This window comes from Brevibacterium sp. S111 (assembly GCF_004745075.1).
Classification (GTDB): domain Bacteria; phylum Actinomycetota; class Actinomycetes; order Actinomycetales; family Brevibacteriaceae; genus Brevibacterium.
In genome coordinates this window covers 23113-50090 of record NZ_RHFH01000003.1, presented here as the reverse complement: position 1 = coordinate 50090, position 26978 = coordinate 23113, and the positions used below count along the sequence as shown (strand labels likewise).

22 protein-coding genes are annotated in these 26978 nt (G+C 64.6%); 17 read left to right on the top strand and 5 right to left on the bottom strand.

Annotated elements, in window-relative coordinates; all coding sequences use genetic code 11:
* The first annotated feature begins 250 nt into the window (after positions 1-250).
* Entirely contained in the window at positions 251-1624 is a 1374-nt protein-coding gene (locus EB836_RS04460; protein WP_135537991.1) for an MFS transporter, read from the top strand.
* 174 nt (positions 1625-1798) lie between these two features.
* On the opposite strand, the gene EB836_RS04455 is transcribed toward EB836_RS04460, so the two are convergent.
* Positions 1799-2770, bottom strand: a complete 972-nt coding sequence (locus tag EB836_RS04455) for an NADPH:quinone oxidoreductase family protein (protein ID WP_135537989.1) — start codon at positions 2768-2770, stop codon at positions 1799-1801.
* 176 nt (positions 2771-2946) lie between these two features.
* Here EB836_RS04455 and EB836_RS04450 point away from each other — a divergent pair, with 176 nt between their 5' ends.
* The 4 genes from EB836_RS04450 (at position 2947) to EB836_RS04435 (ending at position 7814) form a co-directional block, all read left to right on the top strand.
* Positions 2947-3969 (top strand): phosphotransferase family protein, encoded by a 1023-nt coding sequence (locus EB836_RS04450; RefSeq protein ID WP_135537987.1) that lies wholly within the window; start codon positions 2947-2949, stop codon positions 3967-3969.
* On the top strand, positions 3966-4760 hold the full coding sequence (locus EB836_RS04445; protein ID WP_135537985.1) for an SDR family oxidoreductase: 795 nt from the start codon (positions 3966-3968) through the stop codon (positions 4758-4760). Before EB836_RS04450 ends, EB836_RS04445 begins: the two co-directional genes overlap by 4 nt.
* A gap of 45 nt (positions 4761-4805) precedes the next feature.
* A complete protein-coding gene (locus EB836_RS04440) occupies positions 4806-6011 on the top strand; it encodes an acyl-CoA dehydrogenase family protein (RefSeq protein ID WP_135537983.1) in 1206 nt (401 codons plus the stop codon).
* Between the two features lie 84 nt (positions 6012-6095).
* Entirely contained in the window at positions 6096-7814 is a 1719-nt protein-coding gene (locus tag EB836_RS04435; protein WP_135537981.1) for an AMP-binding protein, read from the top strand.
* Between the two features lie 91 nt (positions 7815-7905).
* Here the strand turns inward: EB836_RS04435 and EB836_RS04430 are convergent, their stop codons facing one another.
* The 3 genes from EB836_RS04430 to EB836_RS04420 form a co-directional block, all read right to left on the bottom strand.
* The gene (locus EB836_RS04430; protein ID WP_135537979.1) at positions 7906-8139 is read right to left on the bottom strand and encodes a hypothetical protein; all 234 of its coding nucleotides are present in this window, start codon (positions 8137-8139) and stop codon (positions 7906-7908) included.
* Positions 8140-8220: 81 nt separating this feature from the next.
* Positions 8221-10827, bottom strand: a complete 2607-nt coding sequence (locus EB836_RS04425; RefSeq protein WP_135537977.1) for an AAA family ATPase — start codon at positions 10825-10827, stop codon at positions 8221-8223.
* A complete protein-coding gene (locus tag EB836_RS04420) occupies positions 10824-11957 on the bottom strand; it encodes a metallophosphoesterase (protein ID WP_135537975.1) in 1134 nt (377 codons plus the stop codon). The genes EB836_RS04425 and EB836_RS04420 overlap by 4 nt, the downstream gene beginning before the upstream one ends.
* Positions 11958-12186: 229 nt before the next feature.
* Here EB836_RS04420 and EB836_RS04415 point away from each other — a divergent pair, with 229 nt between their 5' ends.
* The 3 genes from EB836_RS04415 to EB836_RS04405 all read left to right on the top strand — a co-directional run bounded on the left by EB836_RS04415 (position 12187) and on the right by EB836_RS04405 (position 16337).
* Entirely contained in the window at positions 12187-13074 is an 888-nt protein-coding gene (locus EB836_RS04415; RefSeq protein ID WP_135537973.1) for an ABC transporter ATP-binding protein, read from the top strand.
* Positions 13075-13157: 83 nt separating this feature from the next.
* Entirely contained in the window at positions 13158-14201 is a 1044-nt protein-coding gene (locus EB836_RS04410; RefSeq protein ID WP_135537971.1) for an iron-siderophore ABC transporter substrate-binding protein, read from the top strand.
* 3 nt (positions 14202-14204) lie between these two features.
* Positions 14205-16337: an iron ABC transporter permease gene (locus EB836_RS04405; RefSeq protein ID WP_240689596.1), complete on the top strand. Its 2133-nt coding sequence runs from the start codon at positions 14205-14207 to the stop codon at positions 16335-16337.
* A 92-nt stretch (positions 16338-16429) separates the two neighbouring features.
* On the opposite strand, the gene EB836_RS04400 is transcribed toward EB836_RS04405, so the two are convergent.
* Positions 16430-17353: a LysR family transcriptional regulator gene (locus EB836_RS04400; RefSeq protein WP_135537970.1), complete on the bottom strand. Its 924-nt coding sequence runs from the start codon at positions 17351-17353 to the stop codon at positions 16430-16432.
* 64 nt (positions 17354-17417) lie between these two features.
* On the opposite strand from EB836_RS04400, the gene EB836_RS18630 reads away from it, so the two are divergent.
* The 9 genes from EB836_RS18630 (at position 17418) to nhaC (ending at position 26950) form a co-directional block, all read left to right on the top strand.
* The gene (locus tag EB836_RS18630; RefSeq protein WP_346763071.1) at positions 17418-18464 is read left to right on the top strand and encodes a malate:quinone oxidoreductase; all 1047 of its coding nucleotides are present in this window, start codon (positions 17418-17420) and stop codon (positions 18462-18464) included.
* The gene (locus EB836_RS18620) at positions 18373-18888 is read left to right on the top strand and encodes a malate:quinone oxidoreductase (RefSeq protein WP_346763076.1); all 516 of its coding nucleotides are present in this window, start codon (positions 18373-18375) and stop codon (positions 18886-18888) included. The genes EB836_RS18630 and EB836_RS18620 overlap by 92 nt, the downstream gene beginning before the upstream one ends.
* 202 nt (positions 18889-19090) lie before the next feature.
* Positions 19091-20659 (top strand): ABC transporter substrate-binding protein, encoded by a 1569-nt coding sequence (locus EB836_RS04390; protein WP_135537968.1) that lies wholly within the window; start codon positions 19091-19093, stop codon positions 20657-20659.
* A gap of 20 nt (positions 20660-20679) precedes the next feature.
* Positions 20680-21780 (top strand): ABC transporter permease, encoded by a 1101-nt coding sequence (locus EB836_RS04385; protein WP_240689595.1) that lies wholly within the window; start codon positions 20680-20682, stop codon positions 21778-21780.
* The gene (locus EB836_RS04380; protein WP_135537966.1) at positions 21777-22712 is read left to right on the top strand and encodes an ABC transporter permease; all 936 of its coding nucleotides are present in this window, start codon (positions 21777-21779) and stop codon (positions 22710-22712) included. The genes EB836_RS04385 and EB836_RS04380 overlap by 4 nt, the downstream gene beginning before the upstream one ends.
* Complete coding sequence (locus EB836_RS04375) at positions 22709-23500, top strand: ABC transporter ATP-binding protein (RefSeq protein WP_135537964.1); 792 nt, start codon at positions 22709-22711, stop codon at positions 23498-23500. Before EB836_RS04380 ends, EB836_RS04375 begins: the two co-directional genes overlap by 4 nt.
* Positions 23497-24327 carry an ATP-binding cassette domain-containing protein gene (locus EB836_RS04370; RefSeq protein ID WP_135537962.1) on the top strand — a complete coding sequence of 277 codons (831 nt, stop codon included), beginning with the start codon at positions 23497-23499 and terminating at the stop codon, positions 24325-24327. Before EB836_RS04375 ends, EB836_RS04370 begins: the two co-directional genes overlap by 4 nt.
* Before the next feature lie 23 nt (positions 24328-24350).
* A complete protein-coding gene (gene iadA, locus EB836_RS04365) occupies positions 24351-25493 on the top strand; it encodes a beta-aspartyl-peptidase (RefSeq protein WP_135537960.1) in 1143 nt (380 codons plus the stop codon).
* Entirely contained in the window at positions 25490-26950 is a 1461-nt protein-coding gene (gene nhaC / locus EB836_RS04360; protein WP_135537958.1) for a Na+/H+ antiporter NhaC, read from the top strand. The genes iadA and nhaC overlap by 4 nt, the downstream gene beginning before the upstream one ends.
* Positions 26951-26978: the final 28 nt, after the last annotated feature.

The window sequence follows — 26978 nt, the reverse complement described above, 5'->3', positions numbered from 1 at the left end:
ACTTTGTGTCAAGAGAATTCAGATAACGATAACTGAAGAGTTTCCTGGGAAACCCCGTGGGGGCGCCGATTCCCCGTCGGCAGAGTATTTCCCCAGGTCAGACGCTCACATTCCTCGGAGGTCGACGTAGACACGCCGCCGGCTTGACAGACCCGGCACGTTGAAAGGCCCCGTCGATGCTCGTAGCGTTCGTAATCGCTTCTCTCTTGAGGGCCACCTCGATGATGGCCCTGCACGATCGGAGGATCTTGTGAGTAACCCCAACACACATCCTGACGCCCAGGCCCCTGCCGAGGCAGACCTCAAGACGGTGCGCAAAGCCGTCGGCGCCTCAGCGCTGGGCAACGCCACCGAATGGTTCGACTACGGCCTCTACGCCGTATCCATCGTCTACATCACCGAGCACTTCTTTCCCGGCAGCCACGGCCAACTTCTGGCGCTGCTGACCTTCGCCGTCTCCTTCATCTTCCGCCCCCTCGGCGGCATCGTCTGGGGACCGATGGGCGACCGACTCGGTCGCAAGCGCGTCCTGGCCCTGACGATCCTGCTCATGGCCGGATCGACCTTCTGCATCGCACTGCTGCCCAGCTTCGCGACGATCGGCGTCGCTGCACCGATCATCCTCGTGCTGCTGCGCGTCATCCAGGGCTTCTCCTCGGGAGGCGAGTACGGCGGAGCCGCGACTTTCATGGCCGAATACGCACCTGACAAGCGCCGCGGCTTCTTCGGCAGCTTCCTCGAATTCGGCACTCTGGCCGGAATGGCCGCCGGTTCGCTCTTCGTCCTGCTCCTGCAGCTGGGCCTCAGCGAAGAATCCATGATGGCTTGGGGTTGGAGGATCCCGTTCGTCTTCGCCGGTGTCCTCGGCGTCGTCGGGCTCTACATGCGTTCGCAGCTCGATGAGTCCCCCGTCTACGAGGAACTCGACAACGCCGAACAGGGCAAGTCGGTCAAGGAAGTCTTCCGCATTCTGTTCACCGACCACTGGAAGCAGCTGCTCATCCTCGGCGGAATGGTCGTCGCGGTCAACGTCGTGAACTACACGCTGCTGTCCTATATGCCTGCCTATCTCCAGGGGCCCGTCGGCATGGGATCGAATGCCTCGCTGACCGTGATGTTCTTGGCTCAGGCGTTCATGATGATTCTCATTCCCTTCGGCGGAATGCTCTCCGATAAGGTCGGGCGCAAGCCCGTCTGGTACTTCTCCCTCATCGGACTCTTCGTCGCAGCGATCCCGATGTTCATGCTCATGGCCAACGGCTTCGTCTGGGCCCTCGTCGGCCTGGCGGTCCTCGGACTCCTCTACATTCCGCAGATCTCGACGATCTCGGCGACGTTCCCGGCGATGTTCCCCGGTCCCGTGCGCTTCGCGGGCTTCGCGATCTCCTACAACGTCTCGACCGCACTGTTCGGCGGCACCGCGCCATCGGCGGCCGAGGCGCTCATCGGCGCCACGGGCAACACACTCATACCGGCCTACTTCGTCATGGGCGCCTGCCTCATCGGCTTCATCGCGGCGCTGTTCATGAAGGAGACCAAGGGCGCTTCACTGCGCGGATGCGGTCTGCCCGAAGAGGGCGCCGACATCGTCTTCGATGAGCCTGTGCTCTCCGGAGCGAAGTGATCGACGCGTCGACCTGACGAATCGCCTACGCCCGACCCGACCGACGGCGCTGCAGCGGAAATCTTCGCCTGCAGCGCCGTCGGTCATCTGAGTCCAAGGGGCCGGAGTGGTCTCGGTCCGCTGCCTATCGGGACCAGTTCGTCGCCGAAGAAGCCCCGGTCAGACGTCCACGGCTCAATCCCCGGCGACTTCGAGGATGACCTTGCCGCGGACAGAGCGTTCGTCGAGTTCCCTGAGCGCAGAGGCGGCGCCCGTCAGCGGGTAGGTCGCATGCCTGAGCGGGTTGAGGCGTCCGGCCGCCAGGTGCTCCCCCACAGCCTCCCACTGCTCGTGGATATAGGTCGGGCTGCCCCAGGTCGCCGCACCCCAGGCGACGCCGTCGACGGAGATGTTCTTGAGCAGCAGTCGGTTGACCTTGATCGAGGGGATCTCCCCAGCCGTGAAGCCGAGGACGAGCAGGCGTCCGAACGGGGCGAGTACGCGCGTGGAGTCAGTGAAACGATCTCCCCCGACCGGGTCGAAGACGAAATCGACGCCCTTCGGGCGGATCTCCTTCGTCGCATCCTTGAAGCCCTCGGCAAAGACCACATGGCTCACACCGAGTTCACGCACCGCCTCGGCCTTCGCCTCGGTCGAGACGACCGCGATGACGTCGAGCCCCATGGCCAGACCCAGCTGCACTGCCGCCGAGCCGAGACCGCCGGCGGCGCCATGGACGAGCAGGCTCTGACCTGGCTGCGCATTCGCTCGCACCCGCAGCGCGAAGTCGGCGGTGAGCACGTTCATCGGCATGCCGGCCGCATCGGCGAGCGTGACAGCGTCGGGGACCTTCACCGTGGCTTCGTCACCGGCGACGAGGTATTCGGCGAACGTGCCCGACCCCGTGATCGCCGCAACCCGGTCGCCTACGGAATAGCGGGAGTCCGGCCCCACCTCGACGACGACTCCGGAGGCCTCGGATCCGAGCGTGAAGGGCAGGTCGTGCTTGACCTGGTACATGCCGCGAGTCTGCAGCAGCTCAGGGAAGGTCACCCCGGCATACGCAACCTCGATGAGCACCTGTCCCGGTCCCGGGACCGGACGCTCCACCTCGGCGAATTCGACATCGTCGGGACCGGTCAGAGCGGTGACGCGAATGGCTTTCATAGTGTCCTCACTGTTGCTTGGTCACACACGGGGCCACCCCGGCCTCGGTGTCGGTGATCACTTCACCTCTATCACATCGGAGGCAGTGACCGTGATCACTTTCACCGCTTGACTCCCTCGCGTGGTTTGAATACTGTGAACTCAACTGAACGATTGTTCACTCGGGAAGGTCAAGGATGACGCAGGAACCGGCAGGATTCGATGCCCAGCGCATCGGCAGATGGATCGAACGCAGGTTCGGCATCAGCGACTACGACGTCGAAGTGATGTCCGTCGGGCGTTCGAACCTCACGTTCACCATCACCGTCGACGGTCGACCCCGCTGGGTGCTGCGCCGCCCGCCCTTGGGCCACGAGGGCGGCAGCGCACACAACGTCGCCCGCGAGGGCCGGATCATGGCGGCCCTGTCCGACAGTGCCGTCCCGGTGCCGAATGTCCTCGACATCGTCGACGATCCCGAGGTCCTCGACGTGCCGTTCGTCTTCATGGACCACTGCCCCGGTTCCCCGCTCAACACTCCCGCTGACTGGGCGGAGCTGCCGGAGACGAACCGACGCGACTGTGCCTTCGCAATGGTCGACGCACTGGCGGCCATCCACGCTGTCGACATCGACGCGGTCGGCCTGTCCGATCTGCGACGACCCGGCGGACTCATCGAACGACAGCTGCGACGCTGGCTGGGACAGGTCGAGGCGATCGCCATGCGCGAGACCCCAGCCATCCACGAGGTCCACGATGCGCTGCTCGAGGCCATGCCCGATCCGGCCGGGTCCCCGGTGGGAATCGCGCACGGAGACTTCAAACCCAACAACATGATCTTCTCCCCGACCGGCGCGGTCAATGCCGTCGTCGACTGGGAACTCACCGCCATCGGTGAAGTGCTCACCGACCTCGGCTATTTCGTCGCAATGCTCACCGTCCCCGAGGAGTACACGAGCATCTGGGTTCCGCGGGCCTCAGACGGGTTTCCCACCACGGCCGAACTCATCGACCGCTATCAGGAGGTCAGCGGCCACGAAGTCCACGACGTCGGCTACTACTCCGCGTTCGCGATGTGGAAGCTCGCCTGCATTCGCGAAGGCGTCTACACCCGCCTGGCGACGGGGAAGATGGGCGACCTCGACCTCGATCCCGAAGTCGCCGGCGAAGGCGTCGAAGACCTTGCCCGCCAAGCCCTCGAACTCCTGGAGAGATCATGACCTCGCACGTGTCCGGTCAGTCAGTCATCGTCACCGGTGCCGCTGGTGGGATCGGTGCCGCCCTGGCCGCCGAACTCATCGACCGCGGTGCCGCGGTCGTCCTCGCCGATCTCTCCCCCAGCGTCGCTGACACCGCGGCCGCGCTCGGCAGCAGCGCTCACGCGTGGACCGGGGACGTGTCTTCGGTGGCCGGGATCAGCGAGCTCATCGCCTTCGCCGATGACCGCCTCGGCGGGGTCGACGCATACTTCGCCAATGCCGGGATCATCGGTCCGGGGATGCTCGGGGACTCCGATGAGGACTGGGACACGATCATCGATGTGAACTTACGTGCTCACGTCCGTGCCGCCCAGGCCCTGGTTCCCCGCTGGCAGGAAGCCGGTTCGGGGTATTTCGTTGCGACTGCCTCCGCGGCCGGTCTGCTCACGCAGATCGGGTCGGCCGCCTATTCGGTGACCAAGCACGCCTCGGTCGGGTTCGCCGAATGGTTGGCCATGACGTACCGCGAGGACGGAATCCGCGCCTCGGTGATCTGCCCGATGGGCGTGAACACGAACCTCCTCGATGCCGCAGGAACCGACGGGGGTGCAGCACAGAAGGCAGTGACCTCAGCGGGGACTGTGCTCGAAGCCGACGAGGTGGCGACCATCGTCGTCGACGCGGTCGAAGACGAGCAGTTCCTCATCCTCCCCCACCCCGAAGTGCTCGAGATGTACCGGATGAAAAGCAGCGATTACGACCGGTGGCTGCGCGGCATGTCGCGATACCAAGCACGTCTCAACGACCTCTGATCCTCACCGAACCCGACGAACCACAACGAAGCAGAAGGAGCCCACGTGTTGGAAACGACCGAACGGGGACGCGAATATCAGGAACGCCTCACGGCGTTCATGGACGAATTCGTCTACGCAGCCGAACCGATCTACCACGATCAGATGGCCGCCGCGGCCAGTCCGCACACGCAGCCGCAGATCCTCGAGGACCTCAAAGCCGAAGCGAAGAGGCAGGGACTGTGGAACCTGTTCCACCCGCACCCCGAATGGGGCCCGGGGCTAACGAACCTCGAATACGCGCCCCTGGCCGAGATCACCGGTCGCAGCATCGAGATCGCGCCGGAGGCCATCAACTGCAACGCCCCGGATACCGGAAATATGGAGGTCTTCACCCTCTTCGGCACCGATGAGCACAAGGAGAAGTACCTGCGCCCTCTGCTCGAGGGCACGATGGCCTCGGCCTTCGCGATGACCGAACCGGCCGTGGCCAGTTCCGATGCCACGAACGTCGAGATGCGCATGGACCGCACCGACGAGGGCTTCGTGCTCAACGGCCGCAAGTGGTTCGCCTCCAACGGCATGCACCCGAACTGCCGTGTGCTCATCGTCATGGGCAAGACCGATCCCACCGCCGAGGTGCACCGCCAGCAGTCCATGCTCGTCGTGCCCATCGACGCCCCCGGGGTGAATGTGGTCCGCAACCTTCCCGTCTTCGGCTATGCGGACCGGGAAGGGCATGCCGAGATCGTGTTCGAGGATGTGCTCGTGCCGTTCAAGGACATCCTCAAGGGTGAGGGCGAAGGCTTCGCCATCAGCCAGGCCCGTCTGGGTCCCGGACGCATCCACCACTGCATGCGCGCCATCGGGGCCGCCGAACGCGCACTCGAGCTCATGGTCAAGCGTGCCGAGGAGCGAGTGACCTTCGGTGAGAAGCTCTCGAGCCGGGCGAACATCCAGGACTGGGTCGCCGAGTCCCGGATCGAGATCGATCAGGCCCGACTGCTCACCCTGCATGCCGCGGACATGATGGACAAGTACGGCAACAAGGTCGCGAAGAACGAGATCGCCGAGATCAAGGTCGTCGCCCCCAGCATGGCGCTCAAGGTCATCGACCGGGCCATCCAGGTCCACGGCGGAGGCGGCGTCACCGACGACTTCCCGCTGGCGAGGCTGTGGGCGCACATGCGCACACTGCGTCTGGCCGATGGCCCCGACGAGGTGCACAAGCGGTCGATCGCCCGCAATGAATTCAAGAAGTACCGCGGCTGATTCCACGTCGGCCGCGATACAGTGAAACACCACCGGGCCCGCCTGATGATGTGCGGGCCCGGTTACGCCGAGAAAGGATGTTCAATGACGAACAGTTGGTTCGACTCCCGCCCCTGGCTGACCACCTTGGGAGATGTCGCTCAGGAACCGTATGTGCTCCCGGACTCCACCCCGCTGGCCGACCTGGCAGCGACCGTGGCGGCCCACGGGGATGCCGAGGGCATCAACTACTACGGATTCAGCCTCACCTGGGCCGAATTCGACCAGTGGTCGACCGCCTTCGCCGCTTTCCTCACCGCACACGGCATCGGGCCCGGTGATCGCGTGGGCATCTACGATCAGAATTCTCCCGCCTTCGTGGTCTCGACCTACGGGATCTGGAAGGCTGGCGGCACGGTGGTTCCTCTCAACCCGATGTATCGCGGGGAACTGACACACATCTTCGCCGATTCCGAGATCAAAGGGCTCGTCGTCTCTCAGGCGGCTTACCTTGACAGGGTCAAGGACTACGCAGCGGATCTCCCCCTCGTCGTGCTCAACGACGACCGGAATTTCCAGACCGAAGGGCCGGAAGCGATCTTTGGGATGTTCGCTCAGATGCCGCGTTTCGCAGATCTTCCCGCCGAAGACGGCCGGTTCGAGTTCTCCGCGGTCGTGTCCGACAACCTCGACACCGACTTCACCCCGCACTCCCCCGAACCGTCCGACCTCGGGCTCATCGCCTACACGTCGGGAACGTCCGGAAGGTCGAAGGGCGCTGCGGCAACGCATGCGAACATTTCGAGCAACTCCCGGTACTGCCTGCGCAATACCGACCATGAAGTCGGCGACGGATTCGTCTCCCTCGCCCCGCTGTTCCACATCACCGGCTTCATCTGCCAGTTCCTCGCGGCCGTGGCCGGCGCTGCTCGGTTCAGCCTCAACTACCGGTTCGATCCCGGTTCGCTCATCGACCTGTGTGCTCGAGAGAAGCCGTCGTATATGGCCGGTCCCGCCACGATCTACACGGCGATGCTGGCGCATCCGAACTTCGCAGCGGAGAAGTTCGCATCGTTCAAGTCGCTCATGTCCGGAGGCGCACCGCTGCCGGAGGGGCTGGTGAATAAGTTCGAGGAACGCGCGAAGATCTATGTCGGACAGGGCTACGGTCTGTCCGAGACCTGCGCGCAGGTCGCTACCGTCCCCCACGGCTTCAAGGCGCCGGTCGACCCTGACAGCGGCAACCTCGCCTGTGGCCTCCCCCAGCCCGACGCGATGATCCGCATCCTCGACGACAATGGTGAACCAGTCGGCCCGGATGAGGTCGGCGAAGTCGCGATCTCCGGTCCGCAGGTGGTCTCGAGCTACCTCAACAATCCGCAGGCCACTGCCGAGCAGATCCCGAACGGCGAGCTGCACACCGGTGATGTCGGTTTCATGAACGAGGACGGCTGGCTGTTCATCGTCGACCGGAAGAAGGACATGATCAATGCCTCGGGCTTCAAGGTCTGGCCGCGTGAGGTCGAGGACGTCCTCTACATGCACCCGGCTGTCCAGGAGGCCGCCGTCGTCGGTATTCCCGACGACTACCGCGGAGAGGACGTCGCGGCCTTCGTCACCCTGCAGCCCGGCGCCGAGGCGACCGCGGAGGAGATCATGACGTTCTGCCGCACGAAGCTCGCCTCATACAAGGCTCCGCACCAGGTGAGCTTCATCGATCAGCTGCCGAAGACGAGTTCGGGCAAGATCCTGCGCCGAACCATTCGGGCCGATGCCGTCGAAGCCGCCGAGGCGGCGCGCAAGGCGGCGACGAACTCGAAGTGAGGCTGCGCGGCTGAGCAACCGACGCTTCGGAGGAGAGAGGAAGGGCCGCTCGCCGGATCCCGCTCCAGGAATTCAAGACAACCGGTGCCGGTCAGGGGATGCGGGAAGCGGGGTACCGGTCGGCTTCGCTGATGATCTCTGGGCTCAGGTCCTCGTCGTCGACGATCCCCACCGTTTCCCACCGTCCGTGGACCGGGCACTTCTGGTACCGGTAAGCACCGAGACGGATTGACTTGAACGACACCAAGGGGATCCAACGTGTCCGGTAGTACCCGCCGCCTGAGTAGCGGACGATGACTTCGTCTTTGTAAGTCTTCTCAACCATGGCCTCAGATTCACGCATGGCAGCTGTACAGCTGAGGGGGAAAGCAGGCTGTTTGCCGACGTCAGGCGGGAGTGGCCGACCTCAGGTCAGGCTGACGGTCTCCGCACCGCCGATGCTCCCGAAACGGTCGGGCTGGCAGGTGAGCAGGATGACCTGCGCGTTGCGGCCGACATTGCCGAGGATGACGTTGAGCGCGGCCAACCGCTTCTCATCGGAGAAGCCGAACGCGTCGTCGAGGATGACCGGAGCACCCGAGCTTTCGTCGACAAGCGTGGCCACGGCGAGTCGGCCGATGAGAGCCAGCTGCTCCTTCGTCCCGCCCGACAGCGAGTCGAAGGCGACCGTGCGGCCGTTGAGTGTGCGAGAGACGATCTCGAGGTCCTCGGAGATCTCCACCGACAGTCCTTGACCGAAGATCACCCGGCCGAGGCGTTCGATCTGCTCCTTGAACGGGGCCACGTACTTCCGCTGCGCTTCCTCCTTGTGCGCGAGCACGGTCTCCTTGAGCAACCGGATCGCTTCGGCTTGACGACGTACTCGGTTGAGGTCCGATCGCAGCGATTCGAGCTTCTCCTCCGCCGCTTTGAGCTGATCGTAGATGCCCTCCCCGGCCCGGTCATCGATGAGTGCCGAGAGACGGTCGACTTCCTGCCGGTCGGAGTCCTGCTGCTTCTGTTTGCTCTCGAGCAGCTGAACGGCATTCTGCAGCCGCATCTCCAGGGTCTCCGGATCCGCCGCCTCGTATCGTGCACGAGCCGACGCCGCAGCAGTCGCAAGTTCCTCCGAATGCTCTGCTGCGCTCGTGACCGCGACCTCGAGTGCCTCGTCGGAATTCGCTTCTCGCTCAGACGCGAGTCGGGTGGTGAGGGTCTTCCGGGTCGTCGACGCCTGCTCGAAGTGGGCATGGGCGCGAACCGCCGCGACTCGCGCCTCGTCCCGATCGACGCGAGTGCGATCGAGCGCCGCCCGCGCGGACTCGACGGCTTCCTGTGCACTCTCACCGTGTGCTGTTGCCCTTTCAACGGCCTTTTCGAGGTCTTCGACGGAATCTTCGTCGCCGTTGTTCTCGTCTGCCGAGTCACCGGCCAGCAGTTCGGCTCGAGACAGCGCCGCATCGAGTCCGGCTCGGTCGTCGTCGCCGATGAGCACACGCAGGGTGGAGTTCGCTTCGGCCAGAACCGCTTCTGCTGCGGTGCGCACATCGGCGCGCTCACGCGCCTCGGCGAGGGTGTCGACCCCGAGCCGGTCGAGTTCGGCATCGAGCGCGGTCTGCGCGGAATCGACCGCCCGGTCGAGCTCGGCCGGTGACTGGCCGGGGCGCACAGTGATGTCGGCGGCCTCATCGATGATGATCCGCATGTCTTTGACGACGGCGAATTCTTCGGTCGAGTCTGCTGACAGTGCTGTGCCGTCGATGCTGACGCTCCTCGCGCCGAGACGGGTGGCGACGATCTGCGCGGCAGCGGCAGTCTTCGTCTTCTCCGCGATCCGCACCTCGGTGACGAGGCTGCTGAGACGGTCGAAATCGGCGGCGGTGACGGAGATCGATCCGATGTTCGCCTTCGCCTCGGTGGCCTTCTGCTCCTGTTCGCGGATGTTCCTCAGACGTCGGCGCAGTTCGCTGACCTCGCGGCGGGCGCGGGCTCGAGCGAGGTTTGCCGATGCCGTCTTCGATTCGTTTCGCGCCTCGTCGAGCGTGTTCTGCTTCGCTTCCAGCTCGTTCTGTGCCTCTGCGAATTCGGTGTCGTGTTCGCTTTCGGCACTCACGGCTTTGTCACGGTCCGCTTCGGCAGCCTGCAGGGCTTTCTGCGCGGCCGTGGTCTCGGTGATGAGTTCCTGACGACGGTCCCTGGCTTCGACCGCTCGCTGCTCTTCGCGCTGCGCGGACTCTGCCGACTCGCGGGCTCTGTCGAGTTCGGCCTTGAGTCCGGACAGCGCTTGGGAGGCTTCTTCGGCTTCTGCCCTTTCGGTGACTGCCGCCTTCAGCTGCTCATTCACGCTGTTCAGCCGGTCAGTGGCGCGTGCATGCCGGTCGATGAGCGCATCCATGTCCTCGCTGCGGGCGACCAGGTTCTCATACAGCTCCTCGGCTGCCGGGAATTCCTCGCCGAGCCTCTTCAATTCGCCGGTCTCTTTGCCCCTGGCGGTGAAGTGTTTGCCGTATTCGGCCTCGACCCGGTTGAGGAAGGCGTCGTGGTCGGCCGGTTCTTCTCCCGATTCGTTCAGTGCACCGTGCAGGGCTTTGATCTCGGCCAATGAGGCTTGAGCCAGGCTTCTGCCCTGCGCGACGTCGAGGGCGTCGAGCAGATCCACGTCGACGGTGTCGTCGAGGATGGCGAGGAACCGTTCGTGGGCTTCGTCGCCGCTGAGCTGTTCCGGGACGGGGCGCAGGATGTTCAGCTCGGTGAAGGACTGTTTGAGCCAGCGTTTGCTGTAGCGGACTTCGTATTCGCCGGTCGTCAGGTGCAGCTCGACTTCGGGGCCGACGTCGGAGCCGACGGGCTGGGTGTCCTTGACGCTGGCTTTGCGGGAGCTGGCTTTGTCTTCTCGCAGCTGGGTGATGGCCTGGTGGATCGAGGATTTGCCGATCTCGTTCGGACCTTCGACGATCGTCACCCCGGAACCGAATTCGACGGTGGCCTCGGCGATGCCACGATAGTTGACGAGGCGGATCGAGTGGAGTCTCATGAGTTGCTCCTGGCGAATCGGTAGAGCAGGCCGAGTGCGTCCTGGGCCGCCAGGGCTGAGTCGTCATCGGCCGTGGCGCGAGCGGAGAGCTCGTCGAGCGTCTCCTGCAGGTATCCGCTCAGTCCCAGGTCGGCGAAGTCCTCGTCTGCGGCGATGACGGCGAGATCAGTGTGCCTCTCCCACCAGGAGACGAGGGCGAAGAGGTCGGTGAAATGCTCGAGGATCTCATCGAGCCTGGCTTTCGCGGCCGTCGGCAGAGTGCCGCGCAGGACGAGCCACACCGCGGTCTTGTCTTTGTCGGCCACAGCGTTGAGTCGCTGTTCGAGCGCGTCGACATCGTCGGCTGAGTTGAGATCGGCTTCGACGACTGTGAATGTCCAGGTGCCGAGCGCGATCTTTTCGACCTCGGCCTCATGGGTGTCCGGGTCGATGTCGACGAGGAGGACATTGCCGGGGTCGTCTTCACGGCGCGAGGTGACTTCGGGGGCACCGGGGTACCAGATCCGTTCGGCGACCTCATAGGTGGCGTGCCGATCGCCGAGGGCGATGAACTGGGCACGGTTCTCGCGCAGCAGGGTCCGCAGATGGTCGGTGTCGATGGTCGCGACGGAATCCCGGTCAGGATTGAGAACGCTCACGGCGCCGTGACCGGCGATGATGCGGACGGAGCCGGGGGCCACCTCGGTGAGGTCTGCGGCAGCGGCGGCGACAAGATCGCCCTGGGGGTGTTTGGAGAACCACGGAGCTCCGACGATCTCGGTTCCCGGGATCACTTCGAAGGGCTCACTGTCCCGGAGCACATGAACGTGGGCGGGCACTCTCCGCGTGAAGGCCGAGGAGTCGTAGATCGACGCTGCGTCCAAGGGGTCATGGTTGCCGGGCAGCAGGACGACGGGAACCGGGCACGAGGCGAGCGCTTCGAAGGTGCGGGCGATGATGGCCCGATCGAGCTGATTGGTTTCGAAGACGTCGCCGCAGACGAGGACGAACTCCGCTCCCCTCTCCGCGGCGAGCGCGCCGATGCGCGAGACGGCATCGAGTCGGGCGCGGTGGAACCGCGGGCGGGCCTCCGCGCTGAGGAAGTGTGCCGTCATGCCCAGCTGCCAGTCCCCCGTGGCGATGAATCTCATCTGCACCTCCTCATCTCATCCCCATCCTACGGGCGAGTTCCCACCATATCTTTCACCTCTGACATAAGTGACTCATAGCACGCTCGCGGTGCCGTCCCACCGCTTTCACCTCGGCAAACGCGAAATCATACCGCACCAACGGACGGCGACTGCGCCGGCCTGAGGACCTCCGCAGACGCGAACCCGCGACCGCACGCAGCTAATTAGGTTAGGCTAAGCATTTGTGAACGTGACTGCATTGACCGCCTCAGGGCTGCTCCTGAAGTATGACCGGACCGAGGTCGTCCACGATGTCAGCCTGTCGATCGTCCCCGGACAGGTGACGGCCCTCCTCGGCCCCAACGGCTCGGGCAAATCGACCGTGCTGCGCTCTTTGGCTCGCCTCCACCCGATCGCCGCGGGCGATGTCGTCATCAGCGCCGCTGGCAATGCCGCCGGTGCCGAAACCCGCGGCGCCGAAGTAGGCGCAGCTGCCGAAGCAGGCAGCAGTGCCGCCGCCGGTTCCACCACCGACGCTGCCGCCCTGACGGCCAAGGAATTCGCCCGGACCGTCACCCTGCTCTCGCAGTCGCGCCCGCATCCGAGCGGAGTCAGCGTCCGTGAAGTCGTCACCTTCGGTCGGCATCCGCATCGGAAGCGCTTCGCCGGGCTCACGGATGCAGATCGCAGCGCCATCGACCGGGCACTGTCCCTCACCGGTACCACGGACATGGCCGATCGGCCCGTCGATCAGCTCTCCGGCGGCGAACTCCAGCGCGTGTGGCTGGCCACCTGCCTGGCTCAGGACACCGGCGTGCTCCTGCTCGACGAACCGACCAACCATCTCGATCTGCGCTACCAGGCGGAGATCCTCGACCTCATGCGCGAACTCGCCGACGACCACGGCATCGCCGTCGGCGTCGTCCTCCACGACCTCGGGCATGCCGCCACGGTGGCCGATCACGTGGTCCTGCTCGATCGGGGACGCATTCGCGCGGCCGGCACCTGCGAGGGCGTGTTCACCGCCGAAGTCCTCAGCGAGGTCTACGGCCTGCCCATCTCCACTCGCATCGACGACGACACAGGGCTGGTCAGGGTCGAAGCCCTCCACCGGCGACGCCGCCGCGCTGCCGTCTGAACCCAGGCGCCCCCAGCCGAATCACCTCACCGACCGAAAATCGAGACCGTCCGATCATTCATCGGCTCACCAGAGAGAAGACCATGACGACAACACCCCTGCCCCGTTCCGCATTCGCTGCGTTCGCCTCGGCGACGGCAATCTGCGCCCTCGCTCTGACCGGGTGCGGGACCACGCAGACCGACGCCCCCGCGGACGCGCAGTCGCAGTCCTCAGCCTCGTGCCAGGACGACTCGACCACCACCTCGACGGATCCGGTCACGGTCACCGATGACACCGGCCACGAGGTCTCCCTCGACAAGCCGGCGACGAAGGTCGTCTCGCTCGAGTGGCAGTACACCGAGGATCTGCTCACCCTGTGCGTCGACCCTGTCGCAGCGGCCGACGTCAAGGGATTCACCACGTGGGACACTGCAGAGGCGCTGCCCGAATCCACCACCGACGTGGGCACCCGTCAGGAACCCAATGTCGAGTCGATCCTCTCGGCCGACCCGGATCTCGTCATCATCGAGACGGCGAACCGCAAGGACAAGATCGTCGGGCAGCTCGAGGACCAGGGAATCCCCGTCATGGCAATGGCCGGTGCGAACGGAGACGACCCGGTCAAATACATGAAGGACACGTTCACCACCGTTGCCGAGGCGACCGGCCGCACCGAACGCGCCGAAGCCGTGCTCAGCGACTTCGACACCGAACTCCAGGATGCGAAGAAGACCATCGCCGAGGCGAAGCCGGAGACCACGGAATTCGTCTACTTCGACGGCTGGGTCAACGGTTCGAACGTTGCGCTGCGTCCCTTCGGGCAGGGTTCGCTCATCGGTGAGCTCGGCGAGGAACTGGGTCTGAAGAACGCGTGGACCGGCGAAGTCGACCCCGCGTACGGGCTGGGACAGACCGACATCGAGGGCATCGCGAAGGTCGGCGAGGCGAACTTCTTCTACACCGGCACCGAGGACCCCGAGTCCGAGGACTACGTCGACTTGCTGAAGAAGAACGACATCTGGGCGAACATCCCTGCCGTCAAGGAGGACCGCGTCACCGCTTTCCCGGCCGGAATCTGGACCTTCGGCGGACCGAAGTCCTCCGAACAGGTCCTCAACGCCTACGTCGACGCGCTGACGAAGTAGTCCATGACCGCGACCGCACCCACGATGACCCCGCACGCAGGCCGGGAACCGGCGGCGCCGACCGTTGCCAGTCGGCGCGGCGGGGTCGTCGGTGCGTTGTCAGCCGCCGGGGTTCTGCTCGGGCTCATCATCGTCCTCGCCCTCCTCTCGATCTGGCACATCACCCAGGGCACCTCGGGAATCGGCGTCCGGGATCTGCTGGCCTCCCTCATCGGGTCGGATTCTCCCCTCGCCGAGGCGGGACCCGGTGTCCGTGACATAGTCCTCGGGTCGCGGCTGCCGCGCGTGGGGGCGGGCATCCTCGTCGGAATCGCTCTCGGCATCGCCGGGGCGCTGTTCCAATCCCTGGCGCGCAACCCCTTGGCCTCTCCGGATACCCTTGCGGTCACCGGCGGATCCTATTTCGCTGTCACCGTGGTCACCGCCTTCGGGATCAGCATCCCCATGTGGGCCTCGGGCGGGGTCGCGTTCCTCGGCGGTCTGCTCGCTGCAGCCCTCGTGCTCGGACTCGCCGGCGGTGCGGAGTCGTCGACGACGCGTCTGGTACTGGCCGGAACGGCGACGGCGATGGCCCTGCAGGCGGGCACCTCGGCGCTGCTCATCCTCTTCTCCGAGGAGACGACGAGTCTCTTCGCGTGGGGTTCAGGAACCCTCAATCAGCTCGATGGCACCGCGGCCCTGCGCAGCATCCCGGTCATCGCGCTCATCCTCGTCGCGGCGATCGCCCTGTCCCGGCGTTTGGATCTGCTCGGACTCGGCGATGATGCGGCCTCCGCGTTGGGAGTCTCGGTCCGATCCACTCGGGCCATCGGGATCCTTCTGGCCGTCGTCCTCACCGCTACGGCGGTGACCCTGGCCGGACCGATCGGCTTCGTCGGGCTCTGCGCTCCCGTCATTGCCCGGCTGCTTGCCAAGGCCTTCCCGATCCTCGCCCGGCATGCCGTGCTCATTCCCGCGGCCGGGCTCATCGGGGCGATCATCGTCATCCTCGCCGATGCGGTGCTGCGGGCGATCATCGGCGCCACTGCCGCGATCACCCTGCCGTCCGGGGTGACGACGACGGTCCTCGGCGCCATCGTGCTCGTCCTCCTCGCCCGGACGCTGCGCGCGTCGACACCCGCGCAGGCGACGTCGGCGGCACGGTCGACGGTGATCGGCCCCCGTCGGGCCGGTCTCGTCATCGGTGCCGGTGCCGTGCTGCTCCTCGTCGTCTCGATTCTCGGGCTGCTCGTCGGGGAACGGCTCTACCTCCTCGGCGACGTCCTTCTGTGGCTGCAGGATCGGGCGGCGCCGGTCATCGATTTCGCGTTCGATTCGCGGTCTCCGCGGGTCGCGGCGGCGCTGGCCGCAGGTGCCGCTCTCGGGCTTTCGGGCACACTCGTCCAGGCCAGCGCCCGCAATCCTCTGGCCGAACCCGGTCTGCTCGGCATCACGGGCGGGGCCGGTCTGGGCGCGGTCATCGTCGTCACCGTGATCCCGGGTGCAGGGGTCGGGCTCGTCTCCGCTGTCGGCATCGCCGGTGCACTCGTGGCCTTCGCGATCGTCTACGGCCTGTCGTGGCGGGGCGGGATGAACACCGACCGTCTCGTGCTCGTCGGCATCGGCCTGTGGTTCGGATTCACCGCGCTGACCACGTTGTTCCTCGTCCGCGCGAACCCCTGGGACACCCCCGCCCTGTTCACCTGGCTGTCCGGTTCCACGTACGGCCGGGTGTGGGCCGATGTCGCGCCCGTCGCCGTGGTTCTGCTCATCGCGATCCCGGTGGCATTCGTGTGGACTCGAGAGCTCGATCTGCTCGCCCTCGATGACGACACTCCCCGACTGGTCGGTGTTGCCCGCGAACCGGTGCGCTTGAGCGTGCTCATCATTGCCGCCGTCCTCGCGGCCGTGAGCGTCTCGGCGGTCGGGGTCGTCGGGTTCATCGGTCTCGTCGCTCCGCACGCCGCCCGTGCTCTCGTCGGCAGCCGACATCTGCGAGTCGTACCCACTGCGATGATCCTCGGCGCGGTGGGGCTCGTCGTCGCCGACGCACTGGGTCGGACCGTCATCGCTCCCGCACAGATTCCGGCCGGGCTCATCGTCGCCCTCATCGGTGCCCCCTACTTCGTGTATCTGCTCGCCCGCTCGCGCGCCTGACCCGACCCGACCGCACCCTGTGCCGCCGGTCTGCATCGGCGGCGCGCAGGTTCTCAGCCGTCAGTCAGCCCCTGGGCTTTCTCTGTCGTCGGTCAGCCTTCGGGCCCGCCCTGTCGGGCCCAGCCGGCCGATTGTTCACGGACGAAGTCACGCAGGCGGGTCACCACGCGGCCGGGCCGGCGCACCGCCGAGCACAGGGCGATCTCCCGGACGTAGCCGGGCCCCCGCAGCTCCACCTCGGTGATGGTGTCCACCGGACGTCCGGCGCGCGGAATGAGCGCCACACCCATCCCCCGGCCGACGAATTCGCGGATCGTCGAGAATTCCGTGACCTCGATCTTCACCTGCGGGACAAAACCGGCGGCTGCACACCATCGGTCGGTCAGCGTCCGCAGGTTGTAGCTCGCGGGAGTGGAGATGAATTCCTCGCCCGCCAGCTCGGCCACGGTGGTCTGCTTCCGCTCGGCCAGAGGATGGACGGCAGGCACGGCGGCGACGACCGATTGGCTGGCGAGGATCTCGTGCGGAACCTCCGGCGGGGCCGGGATGATGATCGCCAGGTCGAGGGCACCGCGTTGCAGATCGGCGACGAGTTCGGCTCCGTGGGCCTGTTTGAGGTCGAGCCGGATGCCCGGATGGGCCCGGTTGAAAGCGGCCAGCAGGTCGGGGACCTCACCGGCGCCCATCGTCAGCGGGAACCCGAATCGGATCGTCCCATGCTCGGGATCGGCCACCTCGGCGGTGTCGGCCAGTGCCGTGTGGATCTCACGCAGGGGTGTGCGCACCGCCGCAACAAGATCCCTGGCCGCGTCGGTGAGACCGATGGCTCTGCCCCGCGGGACGGTCAACGGCACGCCGAGGCGGGACTCGAGGCTGTGGATGCGCCGGCTCATCGTCGACTGCGGGATGCCGAGCGACGCGGCCGCGTCGGTCAGATGCCCGTCCTCGTCGGCCAACGCGACCAATTCCCGCAGCGCCGCCAGCGGGACACCGCGAGGTTCAGATGACTGTTCCATATTCGGATCATATAATTCCAACCGCTCATTGGACGGATGATTCCGGGAAGCGCATGGTGAAAACATGACAACGCACACCGCCTCTTCCACGTCCCTTCCCGCCGCCGACGTCGTGCTCATCGGCGGCGGCATCATGTCAGCGACCCTGGGCTCGATGCTCGCTCTGCTCGAACCACAGTGGCGCATTCTCATGCTCGAACGCGCCGAGGACCTCGCCGCAGAGAGCAGCGATCCCTGGAACAACGCCGGAACCGGGCATTCGGGCTTCTGCGAACTCAATTACATGCCGGATCCCGACGACGGGTCGAAGGCGGCCTCGATCGCCGAGCAGTTCCACCTCTGCCGGCAGTGGTGGGCGCATCTCGTGCGTCTGGGCCTGCTGGAGCCGAATGAGTTCATCCATCCGTCCACGCATATGAATCTCGTCTTCGGCGCCGAGGATGTCGCCTACCTGCGTGCGCGGGTGACGACCCTGCGCGCTGACCCCCTGTTTGCGGACATGGAGTACACCGAGGATCCCGAGGTCATCGCCGAGTGGGCGCCGCTGACCATGGACGGGCGACCGGATACCGGTGAGCCGATGGCGGCCGCTCGCCATCCTCGAGGCACGGATATCGACTTCGGCGCACTCACTCGTGCACTGACGAGGATCATCGCATCGGCCTCCGGTGAGGTGCGCACCGGTCACGAAGTCAATGGGCTCAACCGCACCGGGACTGGCTGGCAGATCACCGGTGCGTCACCGGCCGGGAGATTCCGGGTGCGGGCGAAGACCGTCTTCGTCGGAGCCGGCGGGTTCGCCCTGCGACTTCTGCAGAAGGCGAAGGTTCCTGAAGTCCGCGGCTATGCCGTCCTTCCGGTCGGGGCCGCGTTCTACCGGTGCTCGACACCGGCCGTGGTCGCCCGGCACCAGGCGAAGGTCTACGGTCAGGCCGATGTCGGTGCCGCACCTCGATCGACGAGTCGTCGACGGGCGGGAGCATCTGCTCTTCGGCCCGTAAGCGACCTTCAGCACGAAGCTGCTCAAGCACGGTCGACTCACCGATTTCTTCACCACACTGCGGTGGGACAATCTGCACGTCCTCGCCGCGGCCGGTGTGCAGAATCTTGATCTCGTCGCTTTCCTCGTCAAGGAGCTGGCGGCCGGTCCCACCCGAAAGTTCGCCCAGCTGCGACGGTATTTCCCCCAGGCGCGTCAGAACGAATGGACGCTCATTCCCGCAGGGCAGAGAGCACAGCTGGTCAGACCGGATCCCACACGGATCGGGATCCTCCAGCAGGGCACGGAACTCGTCGTCTCTGCCGACGGGTCGATCTCGGGTCTGCTGGGTGCGTCCCCCGGAGCATCGACGGCGGTGCCGATCATGCTCGATCTGCTCAAACGAGCCTTCCCCACCCAATGGCACAACGCTTGGAAGACCGTCCTGTCCGAAGCCATCCCGGACAGGGACCGCACCGACTGGGACGCCGAGGCGGTCGCTCGTACGCTTGCCGACACCGATGCGCCCCTCGGGTTGGACCGGGTCGGTGGGTGATCGACATGAACACGGTCGCAGGCCGACCGCGAAAGCGCGGATTCGGCGGTGGAAGAGGCAATTGCACATGACTCCGTTTCGCCCGGTGCGACGTTGGCGGAAGCCCACAGCAGAAACCCCACAATGTTGTGGCAAGTTGAATTGCACAACCGGCGTTTCAACTCTAGTGTGACCTACAACACTGAACGTTTGGGAGATCACAATGAAGCGTCTGACCCGCAATTTCGTGGCAATCTGTTCGACTCTCGCGCTGACTGCGGGCCTTGCCGCCTGCAGCGGCGGTTCTGACGACTCCGGGGGCGCCGGCGACACGATCGTCGCGGAGACAGCGTTCAATCTCAAGACGATCGACCCTCATCGACAGTTCGAGTTCACCGGCTCCACCATTGACAATGCCGTCTACCAGACGGCGCTCGAGTTCGAAGACGGTGACCTGACCAAACCGACCGACGGTCTCTGCTCATTCGAGATGTCCGATGACGACAAGGAGATGACACTCACCCTCAAGGACAAGGATGCGAAATTCTCCAATGGTGATCCGGTCACGGTCGATGACATCGTCTTCTCCTTCGAGCGGCTCCAGGGCATCAAGGGCAACCCCTCCTTCTTCCTCGATGGAGTGAAGGTGAAGAAGGTCGATGACGAAACTGTGAAGCTGATCAGCAAGGATCCCAATCCGGCCTTGCCTTACATCCTGCCGAACGCTTCGATCGGCATCGTGAATTCGAAGGTCGTCAAAGACAACGAGGGAACGACGGATGAGAACGACGGTGCCGAACAGTTCCTCAACGAGAACTCCCAAGGGTCGGGACCGTACAAGGTTGAGAAGTACGATGCCGACAGCCAGGTGGTGCTGACGGCGAACGAGCACTACAGCGGCCCGAAGCCGAAATTCAAGCGGGTGGTTCTGCGCAACGTCTCCGCCGAAACCCAACTGACCGATATCCAGTCCGGTCAGGCTCAGGTTGCCTACGATCTCAACGCGGATCAGGCGAAGCAGATCGACGAGTCGATGGGAAAGATCTCGAGCCTGCCGTCGACACGCAGCCTCTACATCTTCAACAACACCGATGAGAAGCTCGGCGGGCCCGCCGCCGATCCGAACTTCCGCAAGGCTGTGATGGCCGCGATCGACTATGACAAGCTCGTCGATCTCGCGGGAGAGGGATCGCAGCGCATGGCCAGCCTCGTGCCGAACGAATTCGTCGGCGCAGTATCGAAGGACGACGCTCCTGAACGTGACCTCGCCAAGGCAAAGGCCCTTCTGAAGAAGGCCGGTTACGACGGGGAGAAGATCCCCTTCCACTACCCGAGCGATCAGGCCGTCAACGGCGTTGATCTGGCTCAGCTGGCGGAGACCCTGCAGGCACAGCTGAAGGAAGCCGACATCAACCTCGATCTCAAACCTGCGCCGAGTTCGACTCAGCTCGACGGGTTCCGCTCGGCCAAACAGCCCATGGGCATCGGCACCTGGGGCGCCGACTTTCCCGACCCGACGAACTACAACGTCTTCATCCCCGGCGGAAGCGTCGCCGAACGAGTCAACTGGGGAAAGGACGCCGATCCCAAGTTGGCAGAACTTGCAGCAGAAGCGTCGAAGGCCAAAGACAGTGACCGTGACGCTGCCTACAAGAAGCTGTACAAAGCGACCACCGACACCGGAGTGTGGATTCCTCTGGTCCAGCCGGTCGACACCGTCGCCGTCGGGTCGAGCATCCAGAAGTTCGTCTCCAACGCTGACACCTCATTCGACTTCGCGAAGGCCGAGTGAGGATGGCGGGAGCCTCCACTGTGCCACAGGGCACCCGCGATGCGGCTCCGCCCGGCCCTGTTGAAAACGACGCGGCGCAGCGGATCGAACCGCCCAAGCTCCACCCTCTGCTGCGCTTCATCCTCATCCGGATCGGAATCTCAATCCTCCTGATCTGGGGAGTCACCGTGGTGACGTTCCTGCTCACCAACCTCGTCCCCACCGACCCGGTCGCGGCGATCCTCGGCGACCGAGCGGCGGCGGACCCGGAGATCGTCGCTCAGACACGGGAAAAGCTCGGACTCGACCAGCCGCTCATCGTCCAGTACTTCACGTATCTGAGCAATCTTCTGCACGGTGATCTGGGAGTGTCCAACCAGACACGCACGCCCGTGCTGGAGTCGATCGGCCAGGTCTTTCCTGCTTCTATCGAACTCGGCATCGGCGCCATCCTCATCTCGGTCGTTGTCGGTCTGCTCCTCGGACTCCTCAGCGCTCTCAGACAGAACACGATCGTCGACCATGCAATTCGCACACTCAGCCTCATCGGCATCTCGGCACCGACCTTCTGGATCGCGACCGTCGCCTACTTCGTGTTCTTCTTCAAACTCCGGGTAGTCCCCGGCGCCGGCCGACTCGACCCGTGGATCACTCCGCCGCCGAAGGCCACTGGGCTCTACACCGTGGATGCGCTGTTCTCCGGACAGATGGCGACCTTCACGAACGCTCTCGGACATCTCGTTCTGCCTTCGTGCGTGCTCGCACTCTTCACCATCGGACTGCTCACCCGATTCAGTCGATCCAGCGTCCTCGACATCATCAGATTCGACTACGTCACCGCGGCGAAAGCCAAAGGGCTGCCAACCCGCACGGTGGTGTTCAAGTACATCTTCCGCGGAGCGCTGGTCCCGATCATCACCGTCGTCGGACTCGCGTTCGGGTCCCTGCTCTCCGGTGCGGTCCTCACCGAAACGGTCTTCGCCTGGAACGGACTCGGCCAGTATGCGTATCGCGGAGCGACGACGCTCGATCTCCCCGTCATCATGGGAGTTGGCCTCGTCATCGGCATCGTCTACATTCTCGTCAACTTCATCGTCGACCTGATCTACGGCTTCGTCGATCCGAGAGTGAGGGTGCGATGAGTATCGGTTCTCCCAAACACCCCGCCACCGGATCGACCCGCACCGAGGCAGCCACCGGGGACCCCCTCGGCCCGGTAGTGAAACGCTGGCAGTTCCGGTTCCCGAAATCGCTGCGCACCCCGCTCGGTTTCGTCGGAGCTGCCATCCTCGTCATCTGGCTGATCCTCGCGATCTTCGCACCGCTTGTCGCACCGTTCGATCCACTGGCGCAGGACTTCCCTCGGCTCACTGGGCCGGGGGCTGAGAACATCCTCGGCACAGACACCCTCGGGCGCGACGTGTTCTCACGCATCGTCGTCGCCGCCAGGACCACTCTTCCTGCTGCTGTGTTCGTCGTCATCTGCTCTGCGCTCCTCGGCTCGGTGCTCGGTGCGATCGCCGGCTACTTCGGCCGCGCCGTCGACGAGATCATCATGCGCATCGCCGACCTCGTCTTCGCCTTCCCAACAATCATCCTGGCCATGGTCATCGCCGCCGCGCTCGGACCCGGCCTGAAGAATGCGATCATCGCGATCCTGCTCGTTTCGTGGCCGTCTTACGCCCGCGTCACCCGATCCCTGGTGATGACGGCGCGCAGCAGCGAATATGTCATCGCCGGACGTCTCCTCGGATTCAGCGCAGGCAGGTCCCTTCTGCGTGAGATCGCTCCGAACGTCATCTCACCGGTGATCGTCCTCGCCACTCTCGATGTCGGTTCCGCCATCCTGACCATGGCTGGACTGTCGTTCCTGTCTCTGGGTGCGGTCCCACCGACACCGGACTGGGGTGCCATGATCAGTGAAGGCGTTTCGCAGTTCGCTGCGTGGTGGATCGCGTTCTTCCCCGGCCTGTGCATTCTCACTATCGTCATGGCTTTCAATTTCATCGGAGACAGTCTGCGTGACAGCCTCGATCCGCACACTGCCCAGGAAGTGGGTGAGACGACCTCATGAGCATGATCAGCATCAACGGCCTCAACCTTTCCGTCACCACAGGCAAGACGACCGCACACATCCTCAAAGATGTCTCATTCGATCTTGAAGCAGGCCGCATCACCGGCGTCGCCGGAGCTTCGGGATCCGGTAAGACTCAGACCGGGTTGGCCATCATGGGCCTCTCCCCCGCCGGGGCCGAACTGAGCGGAAGCATCGACTTCGACGGTGTTGAGCTCGTCGGTATGCCCGCGAAACAGCACAATCGTCTCCGCGGGGTGCAGCTGTCCATGGTGTTTCAGGATCCCGCCTCAGCGTTCCACCCCATGCTCACCGTCGGCGATCAGATCACCGATCATCTGCGACATCACCAGAAGATGCCGAAGAAGAAGGCCCTTGCGAAAGCCGTCGATATCCTCGGTCGGACGAAAGTTCCGCATCCGGACGAGGCAATCCATAAGTATCCCCACCAGTTCTCCGGCGGCCAACTCCAGCGAATCGCATTCGCCTCTGCAATCATCTGCGATCCGAAGGTCCTCATCGCCGACGAACCGACTACAGCGCTCGACGTCACGGTGCAGGCCGGCATTCTCCGACTGCTCAGGGAGCTCTGCGACGATCTCGACCTCGCGGTGCTTCTCGTCACCCACGACTTCGGGGTGCTGTCGTCGGTGGCCGACACCATCGTGGTGATGCAGAACGGCGTCGTCGTCGAGACCGGCGACCGAGAAACGGTGATCACCGCGCCTGAGCACGAATACACTCGTTCACTCATCGAATCACTGCCGGGAGCGGAGGTCGCCCGATGACATCGACCGATGACACCCCAACCGAGGCGGACGAGAAGCACCGTTCGGCTGAAACACCTCTGCTCGCACTCGATTCCGTATCGTGCGAATACAAGCTCGACGGCGGGGGTCGCTTCCGCGCCGTCGACGGTGTCTCACTGCAGCTGGGCCGCTCCGAAGTCCTCGGGCTCGTCGGGGAATCGGGCTGCGGCAAGTCCACTCTGGCGAAGCTCATCTGCGGATTGGAGAAGCCGGCCGGAGGACAGATCTCCTTCGACGGCAGTCCTGTGAGGGCACTGGGGCTGAAGAAGCGCGACACGCGCCTGTTGGGCATTCAGATGGTCTTCCAGAATCCCTATGCCTCGCTCAATCCCCGTCGGCGAATTCGCGATCAGCTCGAAGATGCGCTGGCTCTGGACCCTTCCGGGCGCTGGAGTGTCGAATCACTCCTCGACGCGGTCGACCTTCCGTCCGACGCAGCACAGCGCTACTCCCATTCGTTCTCCGGCGGGCAGCGGCAGCGCATCGCGATCGCCCGAGCTCTGGCGGCGGGGCCGAAGGTGCTCGTCGGTGATGAACCGATCGCTTCCCTCGACGCCTTCCTGCAGGCCCGAATCGCACGCATGATGCGCGATCTCGCGATCAAGTCCGGGGCGTCGATGATCTTCATCAGTCATGATCTGTCAGTCGTGCGTGACATCGCTGATCGCGTCGCCGTCATGGAAGCCGGGCGCATCGTCGAAGTCGCCCCGACCGATCAGATCTGGGACAGCCCTCAGCACCCGTACACGACGAAGCTGCTGGCTGCGATTCCCCAGGTCGACGGCAAGGGAATCATCCCCGGATAACAGCTGCAAGGAGAAGGCGGAACATGGTCACATTGCTGCGCGGTGCCGATATCTGCGCCCCGGAACGACTCGGTAAGCAGGACATCCTCATCGAAGGGCAGCAGATCACCTTCATCGGTGATCTCCCCGCCGAGGCGCTCGATGGTCTTCCCAACGCCACCGTCATCGATGCCCAGGGGCTCACAGCCACTCCAGGCTTCATCGACCCTCATGTCCACATCTCCGGTGGCGGAGGCGAAGGCGGCTACGCCAACCGCACCCCCGAGATCGTGGTCAGCGACATCGTGCGCGCCGGAGTCACCACCGTCATCGGCTGTCTGGGAACCGACGGAGTCACCCGCAGCCACGCCGACCTCCTCGCCAAGGCCCGAGCTCTCGAGACCGAAGGCATCTCCACCTTCATCTATACGGGCAGCTACCAGGTCCCGGCACGGACCCTGACTGGTGCCGTCGTCGATGATGTCGTCCTCATCGACAAAGTCATCGGTGTCGGCGAGGTTGCGATCTCGGACCGCCGTTCGTTCCAACCCACCGTCGAGGCTCTGGCCGAGCTCGTCAGCCAGTCTCATGTCGGTGGGCTGCTGTCCGGCAAGGCCGGAATCACCCACTTCCACGTCGGCCCCTACACGACCCGCCTGGCCCCGCTGCATCGGCTCATCGACGACTATCCGATCGCACCGCAGGCCATCTACGCCACCCACATCACCCGGTCCCCTGAGCTGCTGGCCGACGCGGTCGATCTGGCTGCCAAGGGCGCCATGGTCGATATGACGGCCTCGTCGACGACGACGCAGTCTCTGCAACGCTACATCGATCTCGGCGGGGACCTCAGCCGTCTCACTCTCTCCTCCGATGCCAACGGCAGCCTGCCGGAGTTCGACTCCGACGGACGGCTCATCGGCATGGATGTTGCCAAGCAGACGACTCTGTATGAGCAGGTGTGGGCGTGTGCCGACCTGCCCGGTCTCGACCTGTCTCAGGCCATCTCCCTCGTCACCTCCAATACGGCAGATGTCCTCGGCCTCGAGCACAAGGGACGCCTGCGTATCGGAGCGGATGCCGACATCCTCCTCACCGATGGCAGCCACACCATTCAGCTCGCCTTCGCCCGGGGGCGAGAGGTCGTTCGCAACGGCGCCCCGCAGATCCGAGGAACCTTCGAATGAGCCACAAGCACGACACGACGACTTTCCCCGACGACATCGAGGAGAAGCGCCCGTCCTTGGGCTGGTCACTGGTGCCCCTGGTCGCGATGCTCGTGCTGCTGGCTGTGGGCTACGGCGTTCTCGGACTCGCGCCCGAACCGCTTCTGATCCTCTCTGCGATCATCGCCGGCCTGGTGGCTCTGCGGATGGGGCTGGGCTGGGAAGAGATGCTCCTGGGGATCAGGGAGAAGCTCGATACTGCGATGCCGGCGCTGCTCGTGCTCATCTCCATCGGCATTCTCATCGGCACCTGGATGATCGCCGGCACCATTCCGATGATGATCTATTACGGCTTGGGCCTCATTAGCGCACAGTTCATCGTGCTCATCGCCTTCGTCATCTCCGCGATCGTCTCGGTCATCACCGGCACGTCGTGGGGCTCGGCGGGAACCGTGGGCGTCGCCCTCATGGGAATCGCCGCGGGCTTGGACGCACCACTGGCGGCGACCGCCGGAGCGATCGTCGCCGGTGCGTACTTCGGTGACAAACTCTCGCCGCTCTCGGATACGACGAACCTGGCTCCGATCGCTGCCGGCACCACCTTGTGGGAGCACATTCGGCACATGCTCTACACCACGATCCCGGCCACGGTCGTGGCGCTGGCGCTCTATCTGTTCGTCGGCATCAATCAGCAGTCCGGTGGAACCGATTCGGATCAGATCACTGCCGTCACGGGAACCTTGGACAGTCTCTTCTCCTTCAATGTCCTCCTGCTTCTGCCGATGCTCATCGTCCTCGGCGGAGCGGTTCTCAAACTGCCCACTCTTCCGACGATCATCGGTTCCTCACTGGTTGCCGGGGTCCTCGCGGCGATCTTTCAGAAGGTCAGTCTCGAATCGATCTTCGCCTCCACCGTCGACGGGTTCACCCCGGACATGCTCGAGGTCGGGTCCTCGACCCTGAAGAATCTGGACCCTCAGGTCGTCGAGTTGGTGTCCCAGGGCGGCATGGCGTCGATGACCGGTGTCATCCTCATCGCGTTCAGTGCATTCGCCTTCGCCGGCATCATGTCCAAGTCCGGTGCTCTCGAGACCATCATCCGGTCCCTGCTGAGGTTCGTGAAGCGCACAGGTGATCTCGTCCTCTCCACGGTGCTCTCATGCATCACGATGGCCGTTGTGACCGGCAATTCCTATCTGTCGATCATCGTCCCGGGGGAACTGTTCAAAAAGGCCTATGCTGATCGGGGCTTGGACGCGAAGAACCTCTCACGCACGCTCGAGGACTCCGGCACGGTCGTCGTTCCACTCATTCCCTGGTCCTCGGCAGGCGTCTACATGGCCGGTGTGCTGGGTGTCTCCGTTCTCGACTACGCCCCGTGGGCGGTGTTCTGCTACGTCGGCTTCGCCTTTGCCATCATCCTCGGGTACACCGGATTCGGCATCGCCAAACGCCACGGGCCAGTGCTTCGCTCCTAGGCAGGCGAGACCTGGGTGGTCCTCATCG